The organism is Amycolatopsis tucumanensis (assembly GCF_021654135.1).
GTDB classification, from domain to species: Bacteria; Actinomycetota; Actinomycetes; order Mycobacteriales; family Pseudonocardiaceae; genus Amycolatopsis_E; species Amycolatopsis_E tucumanensis.
On the sequence record NZ_JAKGSD010000017.1, the window covers coordinates 101054 to 118027 of the forward strand.

Below are 16974 nucleotides of genomic sequence, written 5' to 3' on the forward strand. Positions count from 1 at the left end.
AGGCCGGCGAGCCCCCAGGCCCCGCCGGCCGCGCATCCGCTTCAGCGGATGACGTGGGCCAGAATAGGGGCTGGACACCTCGGTTTGTCAACGGCTCCTGGCTGACTCAGAATGGCTGCCGACCACCGGCCGTCCGCCAAGGCGGACGATCCCTTCGAGCACGAGGAACTCCATGGACCAGGGCGGGCAGGAGGGCGGCTCACTCGCCGCCAAGATCACGCACCTGATCACCACCCTCTACCCCGAGGGCAGGCCCGGGTACGCGAAGCTCGCGGCGCAGATCCGCGAGCGCACGGGGGCGACGCTGTCGAGCACCTACCTGTGGGAGCTGGCCAGCGGCCGCAAGCGCAACCTGACGCAGGACACGCTGGGCACGCTCGCCGCGTTCTTCGGCGTGCCCGCGGAGTACTTCCTGGACGACGCGGTGACCTCCCGCGTCGACGCCCAGCTCGAGCTGGCGCAGGCGCTGCGCAACCACAAGGTCCGGTCCATCGCGCTGCGCGCGGACGGGCTGTCCGACGATACCCTGGACGCGCTGCTGGCCATGGTCACCGAGGCCCGCAAGATCGAGCGGCTCGGGCCGCCTGCCGAGCAGCCGGAGGACGAGCCGGGCGCGTAGACCGGGCAGGCGCCGCGCCGGCTCGCGGACGACGCGCGAGCGGAGGTGACGGCAGCGCGATGGTGACGCGACGCGACCTGCGACGGTGCCAGGCCCTGGTGGCCGACCTGCCGCTGCCCCAGCCGTTTTCGGTGCCCGCGCTGGTGGACGCCCTCGCGGCGCGGCGCGGCCGCCCGATCCACGTGCGCACGCTGCCGCCCGGGTCCGGCGGGTCGGCGTGCGGGGCGTGGATCCGGCTGGCGACGGCGGACGTGATCTACGTCGAGGAGAAGACGAGCCGGGTGCACCGCGACCACATCGTGCTGCACGAGATCGGCCACCTGCTGTGCGACCACAGCGGCACCGGCGGCGGGGCGCACCCGTTGGCGCGGGTGCTGCCGGACCTGTCGCCGGACCTGATCGAGCGGCTGCTGACCCGCACCGGGTACACCACGGAGGAGGAACAGGAGGCCGAGCTGGTCGCGAGCCTCATCCGGACCGCCGCGCAGGCCCGCGCGACCTGGACGACGACCGGAGCACTCCGCGAGTTCGAAACGGCGCTCGGCCTGCGCGGGACGTGGGAGTGACCGGCGCGCGGCCGAGGCCGGTGGGCGCAGGCGGTGTGCTGCGCGGAATCGCCCGGCGCCCGACGGTTCCGGCAAGCGTGTCTGGCGCCGCGGCAGGTCGCGCTACCAGCAACCGCGCCGGTCCCAGCACCGCACCGGATCCGCGCCACTGCCCCGCGCCACGCCGTGGAGGCCATCCGTGAACCCGGCCGTCCTGCAGAGCGCGAGCACCGACCTCCTCGTCGCGGGCACCACGCTCCTCTGGGTGGCGCTGCTGATCCGCGCCCCGGCCGCCCGGCGCTCGCCTCCGCGGCGGCGCATGCTCATCGCGATCGCCAGCCTCGCCACCTCGATCACGGTCGCCCTCGATCCGGTCACCGGCCTGGTCAACCGCGCGCTCCGGCTCGGCGACACGTGCGGCATCGTGGTCAACGTCTGGGGTGTGGTCAGCTCCGCGCTCATCCTCGACTTCGTCCTCGCCGCCGCCTCCCGCCGCCGCCCGCTGCTGGTCTACGGCGCCGCCGCGCTGGTGAGCGCCGCCTTGCTGCTGCTCAACACCGGCGCCACCGCGGCGGCCTGCGTCACCCAGGCGGACGCGCCGTGGTTCGACCTGTTCTGGCTGCTGCTCTGCCTCGCGCACGTGCTGGGCACCGGCCCCGCCGCGGTCCTGTGCGCCCGCTACGGCCGCCGCGCCACGACCCGTCCCCTGCGTGCCGGCCTGTACGTGCTCGCCACCGGCTTCGCGTCCTCGACCGTCTTCTGGGGCCTGGTCGCGCCCGCCTACCTGGTCACGCGTTCACCGTGGGTGGCCGCGACGTTCCCGCTCAACGTCGCGGTCACCGCGTGGGTGATGGCGCTGGGCACGGCCCTGCCGCAACTGCTGCGGCTGCACCGGTCCGTGCACGACCGCCGCACCCTGCGCAGGCTGGAACCGTTGTGGCGGCGGCTGGTCGCGGCGGTGCCGCAGGTCCACCTGCCGGAGAACGGCCGCTGGGCCAGCGACCTGCGGCTGTACCGCCGGGTCATCGAGATCCGCGACGCGGTCCTGGTCCTGCGCGACTACGTCGCCCCGGCCACGCTCGCGGCGGCCCGCGCGCACGCCGGCTCCGAAGCCCTCGCCACGGCCTGCTGGCTCCCGCTGGCCGAAGCTGCCAAACGACGCGGCGCGCACCCGCGCACGGCGCCCCCGCCGGGCGAGGACTGCTCGGGCGACGAGTGGGCCGACGAGGTCGGCTTCGCGCTCACCCTCGCCGAGCACCAGGACTCCGCTCTGGTCCGGTCCTTCCGGCCGGACGCCGAGCTCACTCAGCGGTAGTAGCCCTCCACCGGCACGCGCGCCTCCTCGAACAGGAACGGGCCCTCCTGCGGCACCGGCTTCGCCACGACGGGCGCGGTCGGCTCCTTCAGGCTCTCCAGCTGCTCACCGGACAACGCGAACACCACGCGCCCCAGCCCGGACCGCGCCAGCGCGCCCGCGCACATCCCGCACGGCTGGCAACTGGTGTACATCGTGGTGCCGGCCGCCGTCTCCGGGTCCAGCTCACGCGCCGCCCAGCGGGCCAATTTCTGCTCGGGGTGGGCGGAGATGTCCCGGTCGGTGATCGTCGTGTTGCGGTCCTCGGCGAGGATCCGCCCGTCGGGACCGACCAGCAGCGACCCGAACGGCGGGTTGCCCGACGCCCGGGCCTCCCCCGCCAGCTCGATCGCCCGCCGCAAATACTTCTCGTCGTCGGACATCAGCCCTCCAGATGGGCGCGGACAGTCGCCAGCGCCTGCCACGCGGCCTGCGGCCGCAACGTTTCCGCCGGGTCACCACTGAACGGGTCGAGCACCACGGTCTCCGCGCCCAGCACCCGCAACTCTTCGAGGTCGGCCACGATCTGCTCGATGGTGCCCTCACCGGCCAGCCGCTCCCCGGTGATCGACTGGCCGGTCAGGCGCAGCGCGATCCGCGGCACCAGAGCGGGCACCGGCCGTTCCGCTTCGTCGGCCATGGCCTTCAGCTTCCCGGTCGCCGACCGGAACCACTCGGGCGCGAACCGCAGCGGGTGCCACGGCTCGCCCCGCCGCACCGCCCGCCGCATCGCCGCCGGGCTGTTCCCGCCGATCCACAACGGGATCTGCGCGGTGCGGTAACCGGGATCGGCCCACGCCTCGCGCAGCGCGTCGAGGTACTCGTCGGTCAGCGCGCCGCGCCGCTCGAACGGCACGCCCAGCGCCGCGAACTCCTGGCGCGCCCAGCCGACCCCGACGCCGAGCACCAGCCGCCCGCCGCTGAGGGCGTTCAGGTTCGCCGCCATGCGCGCGGTCAGCAGCGGGTGCCGGTAGGGCAGGACGAGCACCGTGGTGCCGAGCCGGATCCGCTCGGTCACACCGGCCAGCCAGGACAAGGTCGTGAACGGCTCGTAGAACGGCGCCGGGTACTGCTCCGCCACGTCCGTCGTGATCGCCACGTGGTCGGACACCATCAGCAGGTCGTAACCCAGCCCCTCCACCGTCCGGCCCCAGTCGCGCAGCACGCCCGGATCCGTGCCGGGGCCGAAGTTCGGAACATTCACACCGATTCGCACGGCATCCAGGTTAGGCAGCGATCACCGGCACGCACACCGATTCCTTGCGGTCTTCCCGGCCGTCCACCGTGGATCTCCCGGTATTTTCGGCGTATGACCGAGACTCTCGACGCGACCGACTGGGCGATCCTCACCGAGCTGCAGCGGGACGGCCGGGTGCCGCTGACCGAGCTGGCCCGCCGGGTCAACCTCAGCGCCTCCGCGACGACCGAACGGGTCAAGCGGCTCGAAGCGTCGGGCGTGATCACCGGCTACCGCGCGGAGGTCGACCTCGGCAAGGTCGGGTACCCGGTGCTCGCCGTGGTGCGGCTGAAGTACCCGGGCAGCAGGCACGAGCCGCTGCACCGGCTGCTCGCCGAGCGCTGCGAGATCCTGGAGTGCCTGCGCACCACCGGCGACGACTGCTACACGCTGAAGGTCGCGGCGGCCTCGATGGAGCACCTGGAGGAGGTCGCGGACCAGCTGGCGCAGTTCGGGAGCACGACGACGAGCGTGGTGTACCGGCGGACGCTGCCCGCGCGCGGTCCCGCCGGACCGCCGGCAGTCAGACCAGCGGTCGTCCCGAACGCAGGCGGCGGCGCAGGTCCCAGAGGTAGGCGTTGAACGGGAACTTCCGCAGGAGCTTCGGGGACAGCCGCACCCCCAGTCCGACCGCCGTGAGCACCCGCTCGAACCGGCGCTGGTCGCGTGGCGTCCAGTCGAGCTTCATCTCCTCGCGGAACCGGCTGGGCAGGAACCCGGTGGTGACGAACCGGTTGACCGGTCCCAGCGTGCGGCTGACGAAGCCGGGCAGGAACTTCAGGTCGGCGATGTCGAGCAGGTGCTGCCGCACGGTGTCGTCGATCGAGATTTCGGCCAGCGCCTCCTTCCAGTACTTCTCGAAGGCCCGCCGGTCGGCGGGCCACATGTCCTCCTTGACCTGCAGCGCGGTGCCCAGCCGCGCGGAGTTCCGGTAGATCTCCTCGGTCTGCTCGGGCGTCAGCGGCCCGATGAACGCCTCGTAGACGTCCTCGAACCCGCGGTACAGGCACGCGGCGACCCACAGTTGCAGCTTCGGGTCGAAGGCGTTGTAGGACACCGGGCTGGACGGGGTCGAGCGGACCCGCGCGTGCGAGGCGTTCACGGCCTTGCGGTAGGCCTTGCGCTCCTCGTCGGTGCCCAGCGCGGCCACGGCCAGGTAGGTGACCGTGGTCCGGCTCCGCTTGATCGGGTGCTTGAACAGGTTCCCGCTGTCCACGCGGCTCTCGTACACGCCGTAGCCGACGGCGGGGTGCGCGAGCTGCATGATCACGTTCGCGGCCCCGGCCAGCAGGCCGGCCCCGATCATCGCGTCGTCGAGGCGGGTGGCGGCAGCCTGGGCCATCGTCGGTCTCCAATTCTGCTCACGCATGTTCGCAGATATTGCAGCGCGGCCGGCGCGCACCTGTCAAGATGGGGGTGTGGAATCGACATCGCTGCGCACCTACGGCGGCATCGCGGGCGAGGACCGGCAGGCCGAGCGCCGCGCCCAGCTCGTCGAGGCCGGCCTGGAACTCCTCGGTGCACGCGACGGCGACCGGAACCTGACCGTGCGGGGCGTGTGCCGCGAGGCGGGGCTGGCCGCGCGGTACTTCTACGAGAACTTCGCCGACCGCGACGCGCTCGCGGTCGCGGTGTACGACTCCGTGGTCGAGGGCATCGCGGCCACGACCCTGCAGGCCGTCCAGTCCGCGCCCGGCGACGCGCGCGCCAAGACCCACGCCGGGCTGAGCCGCCTGGTCCGCACGATCGCCGAGGATCCACGCAAGGGCTTCCTGCTCTTCTCCCCCAGCCTGAACAACACCGTGCTGGCCGAGCGGCGCGCCGCGTCCGCGCGGTGGTTCGCCGGGCTGCTCGGCCTGCAGGCCCGCGAGTTCTACGGAATGCCTTCCACGGCGCGACTGGACCTGCTCGCCGAAATGCTGGTCGGCGGGCTGTCCCAAGCACTGACCTCGTGGCTGGACGGCAACCTCGAACTGTCCGAAGAGGACCTGGTGGAGCACTGCACCGAGGTCTTCCTCGCCGTGTCGAAGATCGCCTGAGGCCGTTACCTAACGATCGCTAATGAGCTATCGTCGGGACCGGACCACTGGAGGTGCCGCCGATGACCGCCGTCCGGATCGCGAACTTCTCCGGCTATCTCGGGGACCGCTTCACGGCGATCGACGAGGCGATGAGCGGTGACCCGGTCGATGTCCTGATCGGCGACTACCTCGCCGAGGTCACCCTGGCCGCCCTCGCGACCGGTTACCGGCGCGACCCCGAGCGCGGTTACGTCGAGTACTTCGTCGACCAGATCCGCCCGCACCTGGCCGCGATCGCGCGGCGCGGCGTGAAGGTCGTGACCAACGCGGGCGGCTTCCACCCCGCCGCGCTCGCGGAGAAGCTGCGCAAGGTCGCCGCCGACGAGGGTGTGTCGCTGCGGATCGCGCACGTCGAAGGCGACAACGTGCTGTCCCGGCTGGGCGAGTACGCCGACGCCGGGCACCGGCTGGAGAACCTGGACACCGGCGAGCCGCTGGCGTCCTGGGGGCACGAGCCGCTGGCCGCGAACGCCTACCTGGGCGGCTGGGGCATCGCGGCCGCGCTCGCCGAGGGCGCGGACATCGTGGTGTGCGGTCGCGTCGCGGACGCCTCCCTGGTCACCGGGCCTGCCGCGTGGTGGCACGGCTGGGCGGTCGACGACTGGGACGCGCTCGCCGGCGCGGTCACCGCCGGCCACGTCATCGAGTGCGGTTCACAGGCCGTGGGCGGCAACTTCTCCGGCTTCACCCGCATCCCGGACATGCTGGTGCCGGGTTTCCCGATCGCCGAGGTCGCCGCGGACGGCAGCAGCGTGATCACCAAGCACGCCGGGCACGGCGGCGCGGTCACCGTCGACACCGTGACGGCGCAACTGGTCTACGAGATCCAGGGCCCGCGTTACCTCAACCCGGACGTCACGGTGCACCTGGACACCGTGCGGCTGACCGCGGCCGGGCCGGACCGGGTCGCGGTCAGCGGCGCCACCGGCTCCCCGCCCCCGCCGACGACGAAGGTCGCGGTGTTCGCCGCGATCGGCCACACGCTCGTCAACACCGTCTACGTCACCGCGCCGGACGTGGACGCGAAGGTCGCGCTGCTGCGCGCGCAGATCACGCGGGACCTGCCCGAGGGCGTCGAGCTGGACATCACGCGCCTGGGCACCGCGGCCACCGACCCCGAGACGCAGTGGGACGCGACGGTCGCGTTGCGGGTGATGGCCGTCGCCGCGACCCCGGAGCCGCTGGCGAAGCTGAACCTGCCCGCGCGGCTGGGATCGCTGTACCTGCAGAGCATCCCGGGCTTCTACCACGACGGCGGCGCCGGGCTGACCGGCCGCAGCAGGCCCCGCATCGACTACTGGCCCGCGCTGCTGCCGATGTCGGAGGTGGCGCACCGCGTCGTCCTCGACGACGGCCGCACGCTGCCGGTCGGCACGCCGCCGTCCGCGCCGGTCCAGCCGCAGCCGGTGCATCCCGAACCCGCCGAGCGGCCGCTGCCGGACCGGGTCCGGAAGGCGCCGCTGGGCGCGGTCGCCTACGCCCGCAGCGGCGACAAGGGCGGCAACAGCAACGTCGGGGTGTGGGTACCCGACGAGCGCGCGTGGCCGTGGCTGCGGCAGGCGCTGTCCACGGCGGCGCTGCGGAAGCTGCTGCCGGAGGCGGCGGAACTGGACATCGTCCGGCACGAGTTCCCGCACCTGCTGGCCGTCCACTTCGTCCTGCGCGGCCTGCTCGGCACCGGCGGGTCGGCGAACCTGCGTGCCGACCAGGTCGGCAAGGCCGTCGGCGAGTACCTGCGCGCCAAGCACGTCCCGATCCCCGAGGAGCTGCTCGACGATGTCGCTCACTGACCGCATCACCGCCGCCGTGGCCGAGCCGGCCACGAGCGACGAGTTCGACCCGCACGCCGAGCTGACCGAGGTGCTGGCCGGGATCGGGATGAGCCCGGCCGACACCGGCGGCGCGATCACGTTCCGCGGGGCGGACCCGGTGGTGCCGAGCACGCTGCGGCTGGGCGGGTCGGCGGCGATCGCACTGGCCGCGAAGTCCGCCGCGATCGCGAAGCTGTGGCGGTCGCGCGGCGGCGACGGGCAGGACATCGCCGTCGACCTGCGGGTGGCGCCGCACCGGTTGTGCCCGTTCTACGACCGGAAGTGGGAGCTGCTCAACGGTCACCCGGCGAGCGCCCCGGCGAACCCGTCGCAGGCGCTGGGTTTCCGCTTCTACCGCACGGCGGACGACGAGTGGGTGATGCCGCTCAACCCGTACCCGAAGATCAAGCTGGCGGCGCAGAAACTGCTCGGCGTGCCCGACGACACCGAGGCGGTCGCCGCGGCGATCGCGAAGTGGCGGGGCCGGGATCTGGAGAGCGCGGCGGTCACGGCGGGCGCGGTGCTGCCGATGCTGCGCACGCCCGCGGAGCTGATGGCCGAGCCGCACTACCGCGAGGTGCTGGCGGACCTGCCGCTGGTGGAGGTCACGAAGATCGGCGACAGCGCGCCGGAACCGCTCGGCCCGGCGAAGGACCCGCTGGCCGGGGTGCGGGCGCTCGGGATGGGGCACGTCATCGCGGGCGCCGGGGTGGGCCGGGCGCTCGCGCTGCACGGCGCGGACGTGCTGAACGTGTGGCGCCCCAACGAACTCGAGCACGACGTCACCTACATCACGGCGAACGTGGGGGTGCGGTCGGCGACGGTCAGCCCGTACGAAGCAGAAGGCGCTGGGCTGTTGCGGTCGCTGCTGCGGGACGCGGACGTCTTCTACGCCAACCGGCGGCCGGGCTACCTGGCCAAGATCGGGTTCTCGGCGGAGGAGGCCGCGGCGGTGCGGCCCGGCATCATCCACGCGACCGCGTCGCTGAACGGGGAACAGGGCCCGTGGGCGGACCGCGTGGGGTTCGACCAGAGCGCGGGCAGCCTGGTCGGGATGATGCACCTGGAGGGCGACGGGGTGCGGCCCGCGCTGCCGCCGATCCTGGTGGTCAACGACTACATCGTGTCGTGGCTGCTGGCGGCGGGGATCGTGGAGGCGCTGACGCGGCGCGCCCGGGACGGCGGCAGCTACCGGGTGCACGTGTCCCTGACGCGGGCCGCGCTGTGGATCCTGAGCCTGGGCGTGTTCGACAAGGCGTACGCGACGGAGACCGCGGGCCGCGGGGAGGAGCACGCGTACCTGGCCCCGGAGACGTTCACCGCCGAGACGCCGCTCGGGCACTACCAGGGCGTCACCGACCAGGTCCACATGTCCGCGACGCCGGGCCACTACCGGACGGTGCTGGTGCCGCGCGGTTCGTCACGGGCGGAGTGGCTGGGGTAGCACCACTGGTCCACATCGAACGAGGAGGAGGCCGGCGATGACCGGATACTGGCTGCGCCGGATCGAGCGGTGCGACCCCGAGCGGGACCACCAGGAGATCTACCGCATCTCCATCGGCTTCGAGTTCCCCTGGGACTACCAGCGGGCGCTGGAGTTCGCCCTGTTCCGCACGTACTGCGTGCCGAGCATATCGCGGTTGCTCGCCGCGACGGGCGAATTCGAGAAGCGGCCGCAGAAGCGCTACGACGACACCGCCCTGCTGATGGCGGAGCTGGCCGAGAACGGGTACGACTCGCCGCGCGGGCGGGAGGCGCTCAGCACGGTCAACCGGATGCACGGCCGGTACCGCATCAGCAACGACGACATGCTGTACGTGCTGTCGACGTTCGTCTACGACCCGATCGACTGGATCGACGAGTTCGGCTGGCGGCCGCTGCACGAGAACGAGCGCCAGGCGGCCTACTTCTACTTCCGGGAAGTCGGCCGCCGCATGGGCATCAAGGACATCCCCGGCGACTACGATTCCTTCCGCAAGTTCAAGGACGCCTACGAAGAGGCGAACTTCGTGTACTCGGCGGACAACAACCGGATCGGCCGGTACACATTGGACCTGTTCTGCGCGTGGTACCCGAAACCGCTGCGGCCCGCGGTCGCGATGGGCGCCAAGAGCCTGCTCGACGACCGGATGCTGGCGGCGTTCGGGTTCCGCCCGAGCCCGGCGTGGGTGGGCCGCGCGGCACGGGCCGGCCTGCACGCGCGATCAGCGGTGGTGCGGCTGCTGCCGCCGCGGCGGAAGTCGAAGCTGCTGAACTCGAAGGTGCGCAGCTACCCCGGTTACCCAAAGGGGTACTCGCCATCGGACCTCGGCGCGCCGGAGCCGCCGGCCGACATCGACCCGGCCTTGCTGCGGCGGCGACCGCGCTGATTCCGATATGGGCTCCGGAAGCTGCCCCCCACTCCCGTGCAGCGCCTCGATCTCGTGGGCGAACCGGTCGGGCGGCACGCGGCGCTTCACCTTCAGCGTGGGGAGCGCTGCGCGGGTGGTTGCGGGACGGCGCGGCCGCACCCCTGTGGTCGCGCCGTCCCGGGTCTACTTGGTCGCCGCCTCGAAGAACCACGCGACCGTCAGCGCGCCCGGGTCCGTGACGCCCCGCGCGTGCTCGCCGACGTAGCTCGCCCGGCCGCGCTTCGCCAGCAAGGCCTCCGTCGAGCGGGCTCCGGCGTCGGCCGCGGCGGCGGCGTCCTTCAGCGCGGTTTCCACGTCGGCGCCCCGCTCGGCCGCGGCGGCCAGTGCCTCCGCCGCCGGCACCATCGCGTCGACCATCGTCTTGTGGCCCACCTCCGCGCCACCCAGACGGCGGACCGTCGCTTCCGCTTCGCCCGCGGCGCGCGCCAGGCTCCGCGCCGACACCTCGTCCCCGAGGCCCTTCGCGAACTCGCGGAACCACATGCCGAACAGCGGGCCGCTGGTGCCGCCCGTGTGCAGGAACGCGTTCGACACCGCGGTGAACACCTCACCCGGGGTGCGCGGGTCGTCCGCGGTCAGGTTCGCCCGCACCTTCGCCAGCGCGGACCGGAGGTTGGTGCCGTAGTCGCCGTCACCGGCGCGCCGGTCCAGCTCCGTCAGCTCGGCGCCGCGCTCGTCGATGACGGCGGCGAACCGCTCGATCCAGGCACGAGTGTCCACAATGGTCTCCTTCACCACGTCAGGGCCGGCGTGCGGACCGGCGCGTCCCACAGGGCCAGCAGTTCGTCGTCGGCGCGCAGCAGCGTGATCGAGCAGCCCCGCATGTCCAGCGCGGTCACGTACGAGCCCACCAGCGCGCGCCCGATGCGCACCCCCAGCCCGTCCAGGAACCCGCCCAGCTCGCGGTGCACCACCGACAACTCCAGACCGTGCGTCGCCCCGAGGCCGTTGACGATCGCGATCACCTCGTCGCCCCGGTCCAGGCCGAGCGCGGCCACCAGCGGTTTCGTCAGATCGCCCACCAGCTCCCGCACCGGCGCGAACGGGCGCCGCCCGACACCGTGCTCGCCGTGGATGCCGACCCCGAACTCGATCTCGCCGTCGGGCAGGTCGAACGACGGCCGGTCCTGTCCCGGCTGCGTGCACGCCTCCAGCGCCAGCGCCAGCGTGCGCGCCGACGACACGATCCGCTCCCCCAGCGCGGCCAGCTCGTCCAGCGACGCGCCGTTCTCCGCGGCCGCGCCGCAGATCTTCTCCACCGCGACGACCGCCGCCGTGCCGCGACGGCCCGGCGCGCCGTCCTCCTGGCCGTCGGTGGCGAGGTCGTCGTCGACCAGGACGGTGCGGGTCTCGATGCCGTCGTCGGCGGCCAGCTCGGCGGCGATGCGGAAGTTCAGCACGTCACCGGTGTAGTTCTTGACGATCAGCAGCACCCCGCGGCCACGGTCGGCGGCGGCGATGGCGGCGCGGATCTGGAACGCGGTCGGGCTGGCGAACACCGCGCCCGGCACGGCCGCGTCCAGCATGCCGCTGCCGACGAAACCGGTGTGCAGCGGCTCGTGCCCGGAGCCACCGCCGGAGACCAGCGCGACCTTGTCCGCCTGCCGCGCGCGGACCACGTACGCCGGGTCCTCGTGGTAGCGGACGAGGTCCGGGTGCGCGCGTTGGAGCCCCTCGAGGGCCTCCCGCACGAAGTCGTCCGGATCGTTCACGAGCTGGCGTGCCGCCATGCCACCCCTCCGTCATCGTCGACTGTCATTCGACATTATCGAATGTCTTCCGAACATAGAACGACGCGGGACTGTTGTAAAGTGCGGCTGGCAGGAGGGTGCGCCGATGATCCAGTCCGTCGACCGGGCGGTCCGCGTGCTCGGCGTGCTGCAGGCGGAACGGCGGCTGAGCCTGTCCGAGATCGCCGCCCGGCTCGGGCTGGCGCCGTCCACAGTGCACGGCATCATCAAGACCCTGCAGGCCCACGGTCTGGTGCTGCAGGACCGCGACTCCGCCCGCTACCGGCTCGGGCCGGCGGTGCTCAAGCTGGGCAACGTCTACCTCGACACCCTCGAACTGCGGTCCCGCGCGCTCACCTGGGCGGCGGAGCTGGCGCGCACGACCGGCTGCGCGGTGCGGACCGGGGTGCTGCTGCCGGGCGAGGTGATGATCGTGCACCACGAGCCGCGCCCGGACGGGTCCCGCCAGATGCCGGAGGTCGGGATCGTCATCCCGGCGCACGCGAGCGCGCTGGGCAAGGCGATGCTGGCGTGGTCGCCCGGCCTGGCGCCGGAGCCGCTGCGCAGCATGACCCGGGACACCATCACCGACCCGGCGGAACTGGCCGCGCACCTGGAGCAGGTGCGCGGCGAGGCGCTGGCGACCGAGGTGGAGGAGGCGGTGATCGGCGAATGCTGCGTGGCCGCGCCGATCTTCGATGCCGGGCAGGACATCGCCGGGGCGATCGGCGTGGTGGTGCCGATGACGGACTGGCCGGCCGAAGCCGCCGTACCAGGCGCGGTGCGCGAGGCGGCCCGCGCGATCTCCCGCGAGCTGGGCGCGCCGTCCTGGCCCCCGGCGGGGTGAAGGCGCCATGACCTGGGCGGGCGAGCTGCTGCGGATCTTCACCGCCGAGACCGCCGGGGCCGCGATGGTGGAACTGGACGAGGCGGTCCTCGTCGCGGGCCACGGCATCGAGGGCGACCGGTACGCCACCGGCCGCGGCCTCTACTCGACGCGCCCGCACGAGGACCGGCAGGTCACCTTGATCGAGGAGGAGACGCTGGTCGCCCTCGCCCGTGACCACGAGCTCACCCTCGAACCCGGGGAGACTCGCCGCAACCTGCTCACCCGCGATGTGCCGCTGAACCACCTGGTGGGCAAGCACTTCCGCGTGGGCGGCACCGTGCTGTTCGGCGGACGGCTCAACGTGCCGTGCCGCTACCTGGAGAACCTGCTCGGCAAGCCGGTGTTCGCACCGCTGGCGAACCGGTCCGGGCTCAACTGCCGCATCGTCACCGGCGGCACGATCCGGCCAGGCGACCGCATCCTGCCCGCATGATCGCGTCCCCGCCGGGTACCCGGCCGGCATGACGACCTCACCGTTCGAACCCGACCCGTACCTGGGCGAAGAGCGCATCGCCGCCGCGGATGCCGGTCCCGGCGCGCCCGAGCCGGCGCCCGGGTTCGGGCCCCGCGGCGGCAACGAAGAAGACGAGCACCGCGGCGAAACGGCGGACCAGGAGCGCGAAGACTCCTGATCCGCCGTCCGCCAGCGGAATCAGTACGGGCAGGTCGACCGGTACTCCTCGATCGCCAGGCCGCTCGGGTTCGGGCAGAGGAACTGGTCGTAACGCGTGTCGTTGTCGATGAACCGCTTGAACCACGAAATCATGTACTTCGCCATCGTGGTGTTGGACGTGTTCGGGAAGAAGTGCGACGCGTTGTTCAGCTCCATGTACGCCTTGTCCAGCGAGCTGGGCAGCGACGTGTAGAACGGCTCGGAGTGCGTGGCGACCGGCGCGACCGAGTCGGACTCGCCGCCGATGATGAACGTCGGCACCTGCACGCTGGAGAAGTTCTTCCGCAGGTTCCACGGCGCGAGCGGGACGGCCGCCTGCAGGCTGGGCCGTTCGTCGGCCGCCTCCAGGGTGCCGCCACCACCCATCGAGTGGCCCGCGACGCCCAGACGGCTGCTGTCGATGCGGCTGCGCACCGTGCTGCGCTGCGTGAGGTAGTCCAGCGCGGCGAGCAGCTGGTCACCCCGGCTGGACGGCTGGTCGTAGCGGGTGATCGTGTCGATGGTGAACACGACGAACCCCTGCGAGGCCAGGCGCGGCCCGATCCAGGCGATGCTGGACTGGTCCGCCGTGTACCCCGGCGAGATCGCGACCGCGCCGAACGTGCCCTGGCTGGTGTCGGTCGGGTAGTAGATGGTGCCCCCGCCGAAGCCGCTGACGGCCAGCGACGAAACCGTGGTCTGCGAGACGGCGAACGGGCCACGGCTGGCCTCGATGCTCGACTCGGTGGGGTCGGGCCCGCGCTCGTACGGGTTGTCGGCGGCCTGGGCGGAGGCGGTCGCGGTGGCGGTGCCCGCGACCAAGGCCAGCGCCGTGACCAGCCGGGCCAGGTGTCTTGGTGAACGTGCCATGCGTTCGAACTCCCTTTCCGTGAGAGGGGAACCAGGGAACTCTGGCAAAGGCCGCCAACCACGCGCATCGGTGAAATCGCCAGTCAGCGGAAGCGGGCGGCCAGCTCCACGCGGGACCGGATGCCGAGGCGCGCGAAGATGTTGCGCAGGTGGTGGTCGACCGTGCGGTGGCTGATCACCAGCTGCGCCGCGATCTCCCGGTTGGTCGCGCCCTCGGCGACCAGCCGGGCGATCTGCAGTTGCTGCGGCGTCAGGTCCGCCGGCTTGGCGCAGCCCGGCACCGACTCCCCCGCCGCCCGCAGCTCGGCCGTCGTGCGCTCGGCCCACCGCGGCGCGTCGTAGCGCTGGAAGATCTTCAACGCGTCCCGCAGCAGCTCCCGCGCGGCCCGCGCCTTGCGGTTGCGGCGCAGCCGGTGTGCGTAGAACAGCTCGGTCTTGGCCAGTTCCAGCGCGGTCTGGCTGGCGCGGTGCAGCTCGATCGCGGTCTCGAAGTGCTCGTCGGCGTCCGGTTCGCCGAGCAGCGCGCGGCAGCGGTGCGACAGGGCCATCCGGACGTCGCTGCCGGTGCTGCGGGCCCAGTCCTCGTACGGGGCCAGCGCCTTGGCTGCCTTCACGGTCTGCCCGCAGCGGGCGGCGGCCTCGACGAAGTGCGGCGTCGCCATCGCCCGGATCCCCGGGTGCACCCGGCCGGTGCCGGCCGCCATCAGGCGGAACCGGTCCAGCGCGTCCTCCGGCCGGTCCTCCGCGAGATCGACACACGCCGAAGCCCACGTGCTCAGCGCGCCGGGCCGCCCGAGCCCGCGGGTGGCGACCTCGTGCCCGGCCGCGTCCAGCCGCGCCTGCGCGGTCTCCCGGTCGCCGCGCAGGGACGCCTCCAGCGCGAGGATCGTCAGGTGGTCGACCGCCGAGTTCGGCTGGCCGATCGTGCGTGCCATCCGCAGCCCCTCCAGGGCGCTGGACAGCGCCGCCGAATGCCGGTCCAGCAGCAACTCCGACACCGCCACGTACACCAGCGCCCACGGCACGACCGCGGTGGTGCCGCGGCTGCCCGCCGAGGTGACCGCGCCGACGGCCAGTTCGTGTGCGCGGGCGGCGTCGCCGAGCGTGTAGGCGGCCTGGCTCGCCCAGATCTTCGCCACCGGCTCGTCCAGCACCCCGCCGAGCCCGACGACCCGGCGCAATGGTGCGGCCGCGCGGTCGTGCCGTCCGCGGAAGGCGTCGCTCATGCCGGCGAAGTGGTCCAGGATCAGCCGGGTGCGCGGCGAGTCGTCGGGGCGGCGCAGCTGCTGCGCGCGGTCGGCGATCGCGTAGTAGCGCACGTAGTCGCCGGCCAGGCAGCTCGCCTCGCCGGCCAGCATCAGCGCGGTGAGGGCGTGGTCGCGCTGGGCCCCGGCGAGCTGGTTCGCCGCGACGAGCAACGTCTGGCTCGCCACCGCCGGCATGCCCTCACGCATTTCCAGGCTGCCCTGCAGCAGGTCGGCGACGCCGCGCACGGACGTGCCCCGCGCCAGCGGACGGGCCTGGCGCAGCAGCGCCCGCGCCCGCCGGGGCCGCCCGGCCAGCCAGAACTCCGACGCCGACTCCAGCAGCTCGCCCGCCAGCCGCGGGTCCGCGCCCCCGGCGAGCGCGGCGCGGTGCCAGGTGCAGCGCAGCCGGTGCCGGTCCGGGTCCAGGACGGACAGCAGGAGGGTGTGGGTGGCGCGCCGGTCGGCCAGTGGCGCCTCCTCGCGGATCAATGCCTGCAGCAGCGGGCTGGCGGTGAGGACGTGATCGCCGTCCAGGCGGACGAACCCGGCCGTCCGGGCCTCCTCCAGCGCGCGGAGGTCCACTCCGGACCGTTCGGTGGCGCGCACCAGGGTGTCCACGTCCAGCCAGTCGTCGAGCGCCGCCATCAGGGCGATCTCGCGGGCGCCGCGATCCAGCGCGGCGAGCCGCTCGCGGACGGCGCGGCGCAGTCGGCTGTGCGGCGGGATCCGTCCCTCGGCGGCCAGCTCGGTGAGGGCGAGCGGGTTGCCGGAGGCCAGGTCGAGCAGGTCCGGGACGGGTTCGGGGACGCCGTGGTCGGCGAGCACCTGGGCGCTGTCCTCCGCGCCGAGCGGTTCGAGCCACACCGCGGGGACTCCGTCGAGCGGCGTCCCGGCCGTGAACACCACGAGCACACCGGCGCCGGACAGGCGGCGGGCCGCGAAGGCCAGCGCCTCGCGTGATTCGGGGTCGAGCAGGTCGGCGTCGTCGACCAGGCACAACAACGGCGCGGCTGCGGTCAGGGCCGCGTGCACGGCGCGGCCGAGCGCGAGCGGCTCCGCGGGGAGATCGGTCAGTTCCGGCAGGAGCTGGAGCAGGCCGCAGTGGGCGAGGTGGCGTTCGGCCGCCACGCCCCTGGCCTCGCGGACGCCGAACCCGGCGGCCTCAGCCCTGGCCGCGGCGAGCAACGCCGTCCGGCCCGAACCCGGCTCACCGAGCACGACGAGACCGCCGCCGCGGCCGTCCCGGGCGTCCCCGAGCGCGCGGCGGAGCACCGTCAGCTCACGATCGCGACCACGCAGAACCACCTGGTCAACGGCGCCCATGGCGTCATCGTGCCCCGCGCCCCCGGCCGTCCGTAAGGGACTGTTGTGGGGAACTCACGCGCCCGCCGCTTTTTGAGCCAGGAACACGCACGCGGATGACAAGTTTTCCGGCGCCGCGAGGCTGAGGGGGCCAGCCGCGGGCTGTCTGGCAACCCGGGCCAGTAATTCCCCGCCAGCCCGCCCGACCACCGCTCGGGACGGCAAG

General features: G+C 73.1%; 18 protein-coding genes. 11 read left to right on the top strand and 7 right to left on the bottom strand.

What is annotated here, in order from left to right; translation table 11 throughout:
* Nucleotides 1-172 precede the first annotated feature (172 nt).
* From L2C96_RS18735 to L2C96_RS18745, 3 genes are all read left to right on the top strand, one after another.
* Nucleotides 173-619, top strand: a complete 447-nt coding sequence (locus L2C96_RS18735) for a hypothetical protein (RefSeq protein ID WP_020421352.1) — start codon at nucleotides 173-175, stop codon at nucleotides 617-619.
* A 59-nt stretch (nucleotides 620-678) separates the two neighbouring features.
* Nucleotides 679-1185 carry a hypothetical protein gene (locus tag L2C96_RS18740; protein ID WP_237337163.1) on the top strand — a complete coding sequence of 169 codons (507 nt, stop codon included), beginning with the start codon at nucleotides 679-681 and terminating at the stop codon, nucleotides 1183-1185.
* 178 nt (nucleotides 1186-1363) lie between these two features.
* Complete coding sequence (locus tag L2C96_RS18745; RefSeq protein ID WP_237337164.1) at nucleotides 1364-2479, top strand: MAB_1171c family putative transporter; 1116 nt, start codon at nucleotides 1364-1366, stop codon at nucleotides 2477-2479.
* Here L2C96_RS18745 and L2C96_RS18750 read toward each other — a convergent pair.
* Together L2C96_RS18750 and L2C96_RS18755 are read right to left on the bottom strand one after the other, a co-directional pair.
* Nucleotides 2470-2901, bottom strand: a complete 432-nt coding sequence (locus tag L2C96_RS18750) for a nucleoside deaminase (RefSeq protein WP_372491236.1) — start codon at nucleotides 2899-2901, stop codon at nucleotides 2470-2472. The two genes, L2C96_RS18745 and L2C96_RS18750, sit on opposite strands and share 10 nt — an antisense overlap.
* Complete coding sequence (locus L2C96_RS18755; RefSeq protein ID WP_237337165.1) at nucleotides 2901-3734, bottom strand: LLM class flavin-dependent oxidoreductase; 834 nt, start codon at nucleotides 3732-3734, stop codon at nucleotides 2901-2903. The genes L2C96_RS18750 and L2C96_RS18755 overlap by 1 nt, the downstream gene beginning before the upstream one ends.
* Nucleotides 3735-3827: 93 nt before the next feature.
* On the opposite strand from L2C96_RS18755, the gene L2C96_RS18760 reads away from it, so the two are divergent.
* Nucleotides 3828-4337, top strand: coding sequence for an Lrp/AsnC family transcriptional regulator (locus L2C96_RS18760; protein ID WP_020421357.1), 510 nt, complete (start codon nucleotides 3828-3830; stop codon nucleotides 4335-4337).
* Here L2C96_RS18760 and L2C96_RS18765 read toward each other — a convergent pair.
* Complete coding sequence (locus tag L2C96_RS18765; RefSeq protein WP_237337166.1) at nucleotides 4279-5097, bottom strand: oxygenase MpaB family protein; 819 nt, start codon at nucleotides 5095-5097, stop codon at nucleotides 4279-4281. The genes L2C96_RS18760 and L2C96_RS18765 overlap by 59 nt on opposite strands.
* A gap of 76 nt (nucleotides 5098-5173) precedes the next feature.
* On the opposite strand from L2C96_RS18765, the gene L2C96_RS18770 reads away from it, so the two are divergent.
* The 4 genes from L2C96_RS18770 to L2C96_RS18785 all read left to right on the top strand — a co-directional run bounded on the left by L2C96_RS18770 (nucleotide 5174) and on the right by L2C96_RS18785 (nucleotide 10016).
* Complete coding sequence (locus tag L2C96_RS18770; RefSeq protein ID WP_237337167.1) at nucleotides 5174-5794, top strand: TetR/AcrR family transcriptional regulator; 621 nt, start codon at nucleotides 5174-5176, stop codon at nucleotides 5792-5794.
* A gap of 62 nt (nucleotides 5795-5856) precedes the next feature.
* Nucleotides 5857-7626, top strand: coding sequence for an acyclic terpene utilization AtuA family protein (locus L2C96_RS18775; protein WP_237337168.1), 1770 nt, complete (start codon nucleotides 5857-5859; stop codon nucleotides 7624-7626).
* Nucleotides 7613-9091: a CoA transferase gene (locus L2C96_RS18780; protein WP_237337169.1), complete on the top strand. Its 1479-nt coding sequence runs from the start codon at nucleotides 7613-7615 to the stop codon at nucleotides 9089-9091. Before L2C96_RS18775 ends, L2C96_RS18780 begins: the two co-directional genes overlap by 14 nt.
* A gap of 37 nt (nucleotides 9092-9128) precedes the next feature.
* A complete protein-coding gene (locus L2C96_RS18785) occupies nucleotides 9129-10016 on the top strand; it encodes an oxygenase MpaB family protein (RefSeq protein WP_237337170.1) in 888 nt (295 codons plus the stop codon).
* A 165-nt stretch (nucleotides 10017-10181) separates the two neighbouring features.
* Here the strand turns inward: L2C96_RS18785 and dhaL are convergent, their stop codons facing one another.
* Both dhaL and L2C96_RS18795 read right to left on the bottom strand, forming a co-directional pair.
* Nucleotides 10182-10778, bottom strand: coding sequence for a dihydroxyacetone kinase subunit DhaL (gene dhaL, locus L2C96_RS18790; RefSeq protein WP_084506189.1), 597 nt, complete (start codon nucleotides 10776-10778; stop codon nucleotides 10182-10184).
* A gap of 11 nt (nucleotides 10779-10789) precedes the next feature.
* Nucleotides 10790-11788, bottom strand: coding sequence for a dihydroxyacetone kinase subunit DhaK (locus L2C96_RS18795; RefSeq protein WP_020421364.1), 999 nt, complete (start codon nucleotides 11786-11788; stop codon nucleotides 10790-10792).
* A 106-nt stretch (nucleotides 11789-11894) separates the two neighbouring features.
* Here L2C96_RS18795 and L2C96_RS18800 point away from each other — a divergent pair, with 106 nt between their 5' ends.
* From L2C96_RS18800 to L2C96_RS18810, 3 genes are read left to right on the top strand one after another with little or no spacing between them, the layout of a single operon-like run.
* Entirely contained in the window at nucleotides 11895-12635 is a 741-nt protein-coding gene (locus tag L2C96_RS18800) for an IclR family transcriptional regulator (protein ID WP_237337171.1), read from the top strand.
* 7 nt (nucleotides 12636-12642) lie between these two features.
* The gene (locus L2C96_RS18805; RefSeq protein WP_237337172.1) at nucleotides 12643-13110 is read left to right on the top strand and encodes an MOSC domain-containing protein; all 468 of its coding nucleotides are present in this window, start codon (nucleotides 12643-12645) and stop codon (nucleotides 13108-13110) included.
* A gap of 28 nt (nucleotides 13111-13138) precedes the next feature.
* Nucleotides 13139-13309, top strand: coding sequence for a hypothetical protein (locus L2C96_RS18810; protein WP_237337173.1), 171 nt, complete (start codon nucleotides 13139-13141; stop codon nucleotides 13307-13309).
* 20 nt (nucleotides 13310-13329) lie between these two features.
* Here the strand turns inward: L2C96_RS18810 and bdeA are convergent, their stop codons facing one another.
* On the bottom strand, nucleotides 13330-14199 hold the full coding sequence (gene bdeA, locus L2C96_RS18815) for a bis(hydroxyethyl) terephthalate hydrolase (RefSeq protein ID WP_020421368.1): 870 nt from the start codon (nucleotides 14197-14199) through the stop codon (nucleotides 13330-13332).
* Between the two features lie 83 nt (nucleotides 14200-14282).
* Nucleotides 14283-16769 (bottom strand): LuxR family transcriptional regulator, encoded by a 2487-nt coding sequence (locus L2C96_RS18820; protein ID WP_237337174.1) that lies wholly within the window; start codon nucleotides 16767-16769, stop codon nucleotides 14283-14285.
* Between the last annotated feature and the right edge of the window lie 205 nt (nucleotides 16770-16974).

Bases quoted from the DNA above. Each gene is read 5' to 3' on its own strand.
- L2C96_RS18735 (WP_020421352.1), top strand. From the start codon at position 173: ATGGACCAGGGCGGGCAGGAGGGCGGCTCACTCGCCGCCAAGATCACG.
- L2C96_RS18740 (WP_237337163.1), top strand. From the start codon at position 679: ATGGTGACGCGACGCGACCTGCGACGGTGCCAGGCCCTGGTGGCCGAC.
- L2C96_RS18750 (WP_372491236.1), bottom strand. From the start codon at position 2,901: ATGTCCGACGACGAGAAGTATTTGCGGCGGGCGATCGAGCTGGCGGGG.
- L2C96_RS18760 (WP_020421357.1), top strand. From the start codon at position 3,828: ATGACCGAGACTCTCGACGCGACCGACTGGGCGATCCTCACCGAGCTG.
- L2C96_RS18765 (WP_237337166.1), bottom strand. From the start codon at position 5,097: ATGGCCCAGGCTGCCGCCACCCGCCTCGACGACGCGATGATCGGGGCC.
- L2C96_RS18775 (WP_237337168.1), top strand. From the start codon at position 5,857: ATGACCGCCGTCCGGATCGCGAACTTCTCCGGCTATCTCGGGGACCGC.
- L2C96_RS18780 (WP_237337169.1), top strand. From the start codon at position 7,613: ATGTCGCTCACTGACCGCATCACCGCCGCCGTGGCCGAGCCGGCCACG.
- L2C96_RS18785 (WP_237337170.1), top strand. From the start codon at position 9,129: ATGACCGGATACTGGCTGCGCCGGATCGAGCGGTGCGACCCCGAGCGG.
- L2C96_RS18795 (WP_020421364.1), bottom strand. From the start codon at position 11,788: ATGGCGGCACGCCAGCTCGTGAACGATCCGGACGACTTCGTGCGGGAG.
- L2C96_RS18800 (WP_237337171.1), top strand. From the start codon at position 11,895: ATGATCCAGTCCGTCGACCGGGCGGTCCGCGTGCTCGGCGTGCTGCAG.
- L2C96_RS18805 (WP_237337172.1), top strand. From the start codon at position 12,643: ATGACCTGGGCGGGCGAGCTGCTGCGGATCTTCACCGCCGAGACCGCC.
- L2C96_RS18810 (WP_237337173.1), top strand. From the start codon at position 13,139: ATGACGACCTCACCGTTCGAACCCGACCCGTACCTGGGCGAAGAGCGC.
- bdeA (WP_020421368.1), bottom strand. From the start codon at position 14,199: ATGGCACGTTCACCAAGACACCTGGCCCGGCTGGTCACGGCGCTGGCC.
- L2C96_RS18820 (WP_237337174.1), bottom strand. From the start codon at position 16,769: ATGGGCGCCGTTGACCAGGTGGTTCTGCGTGGTCGCGATCGTGAGCTG.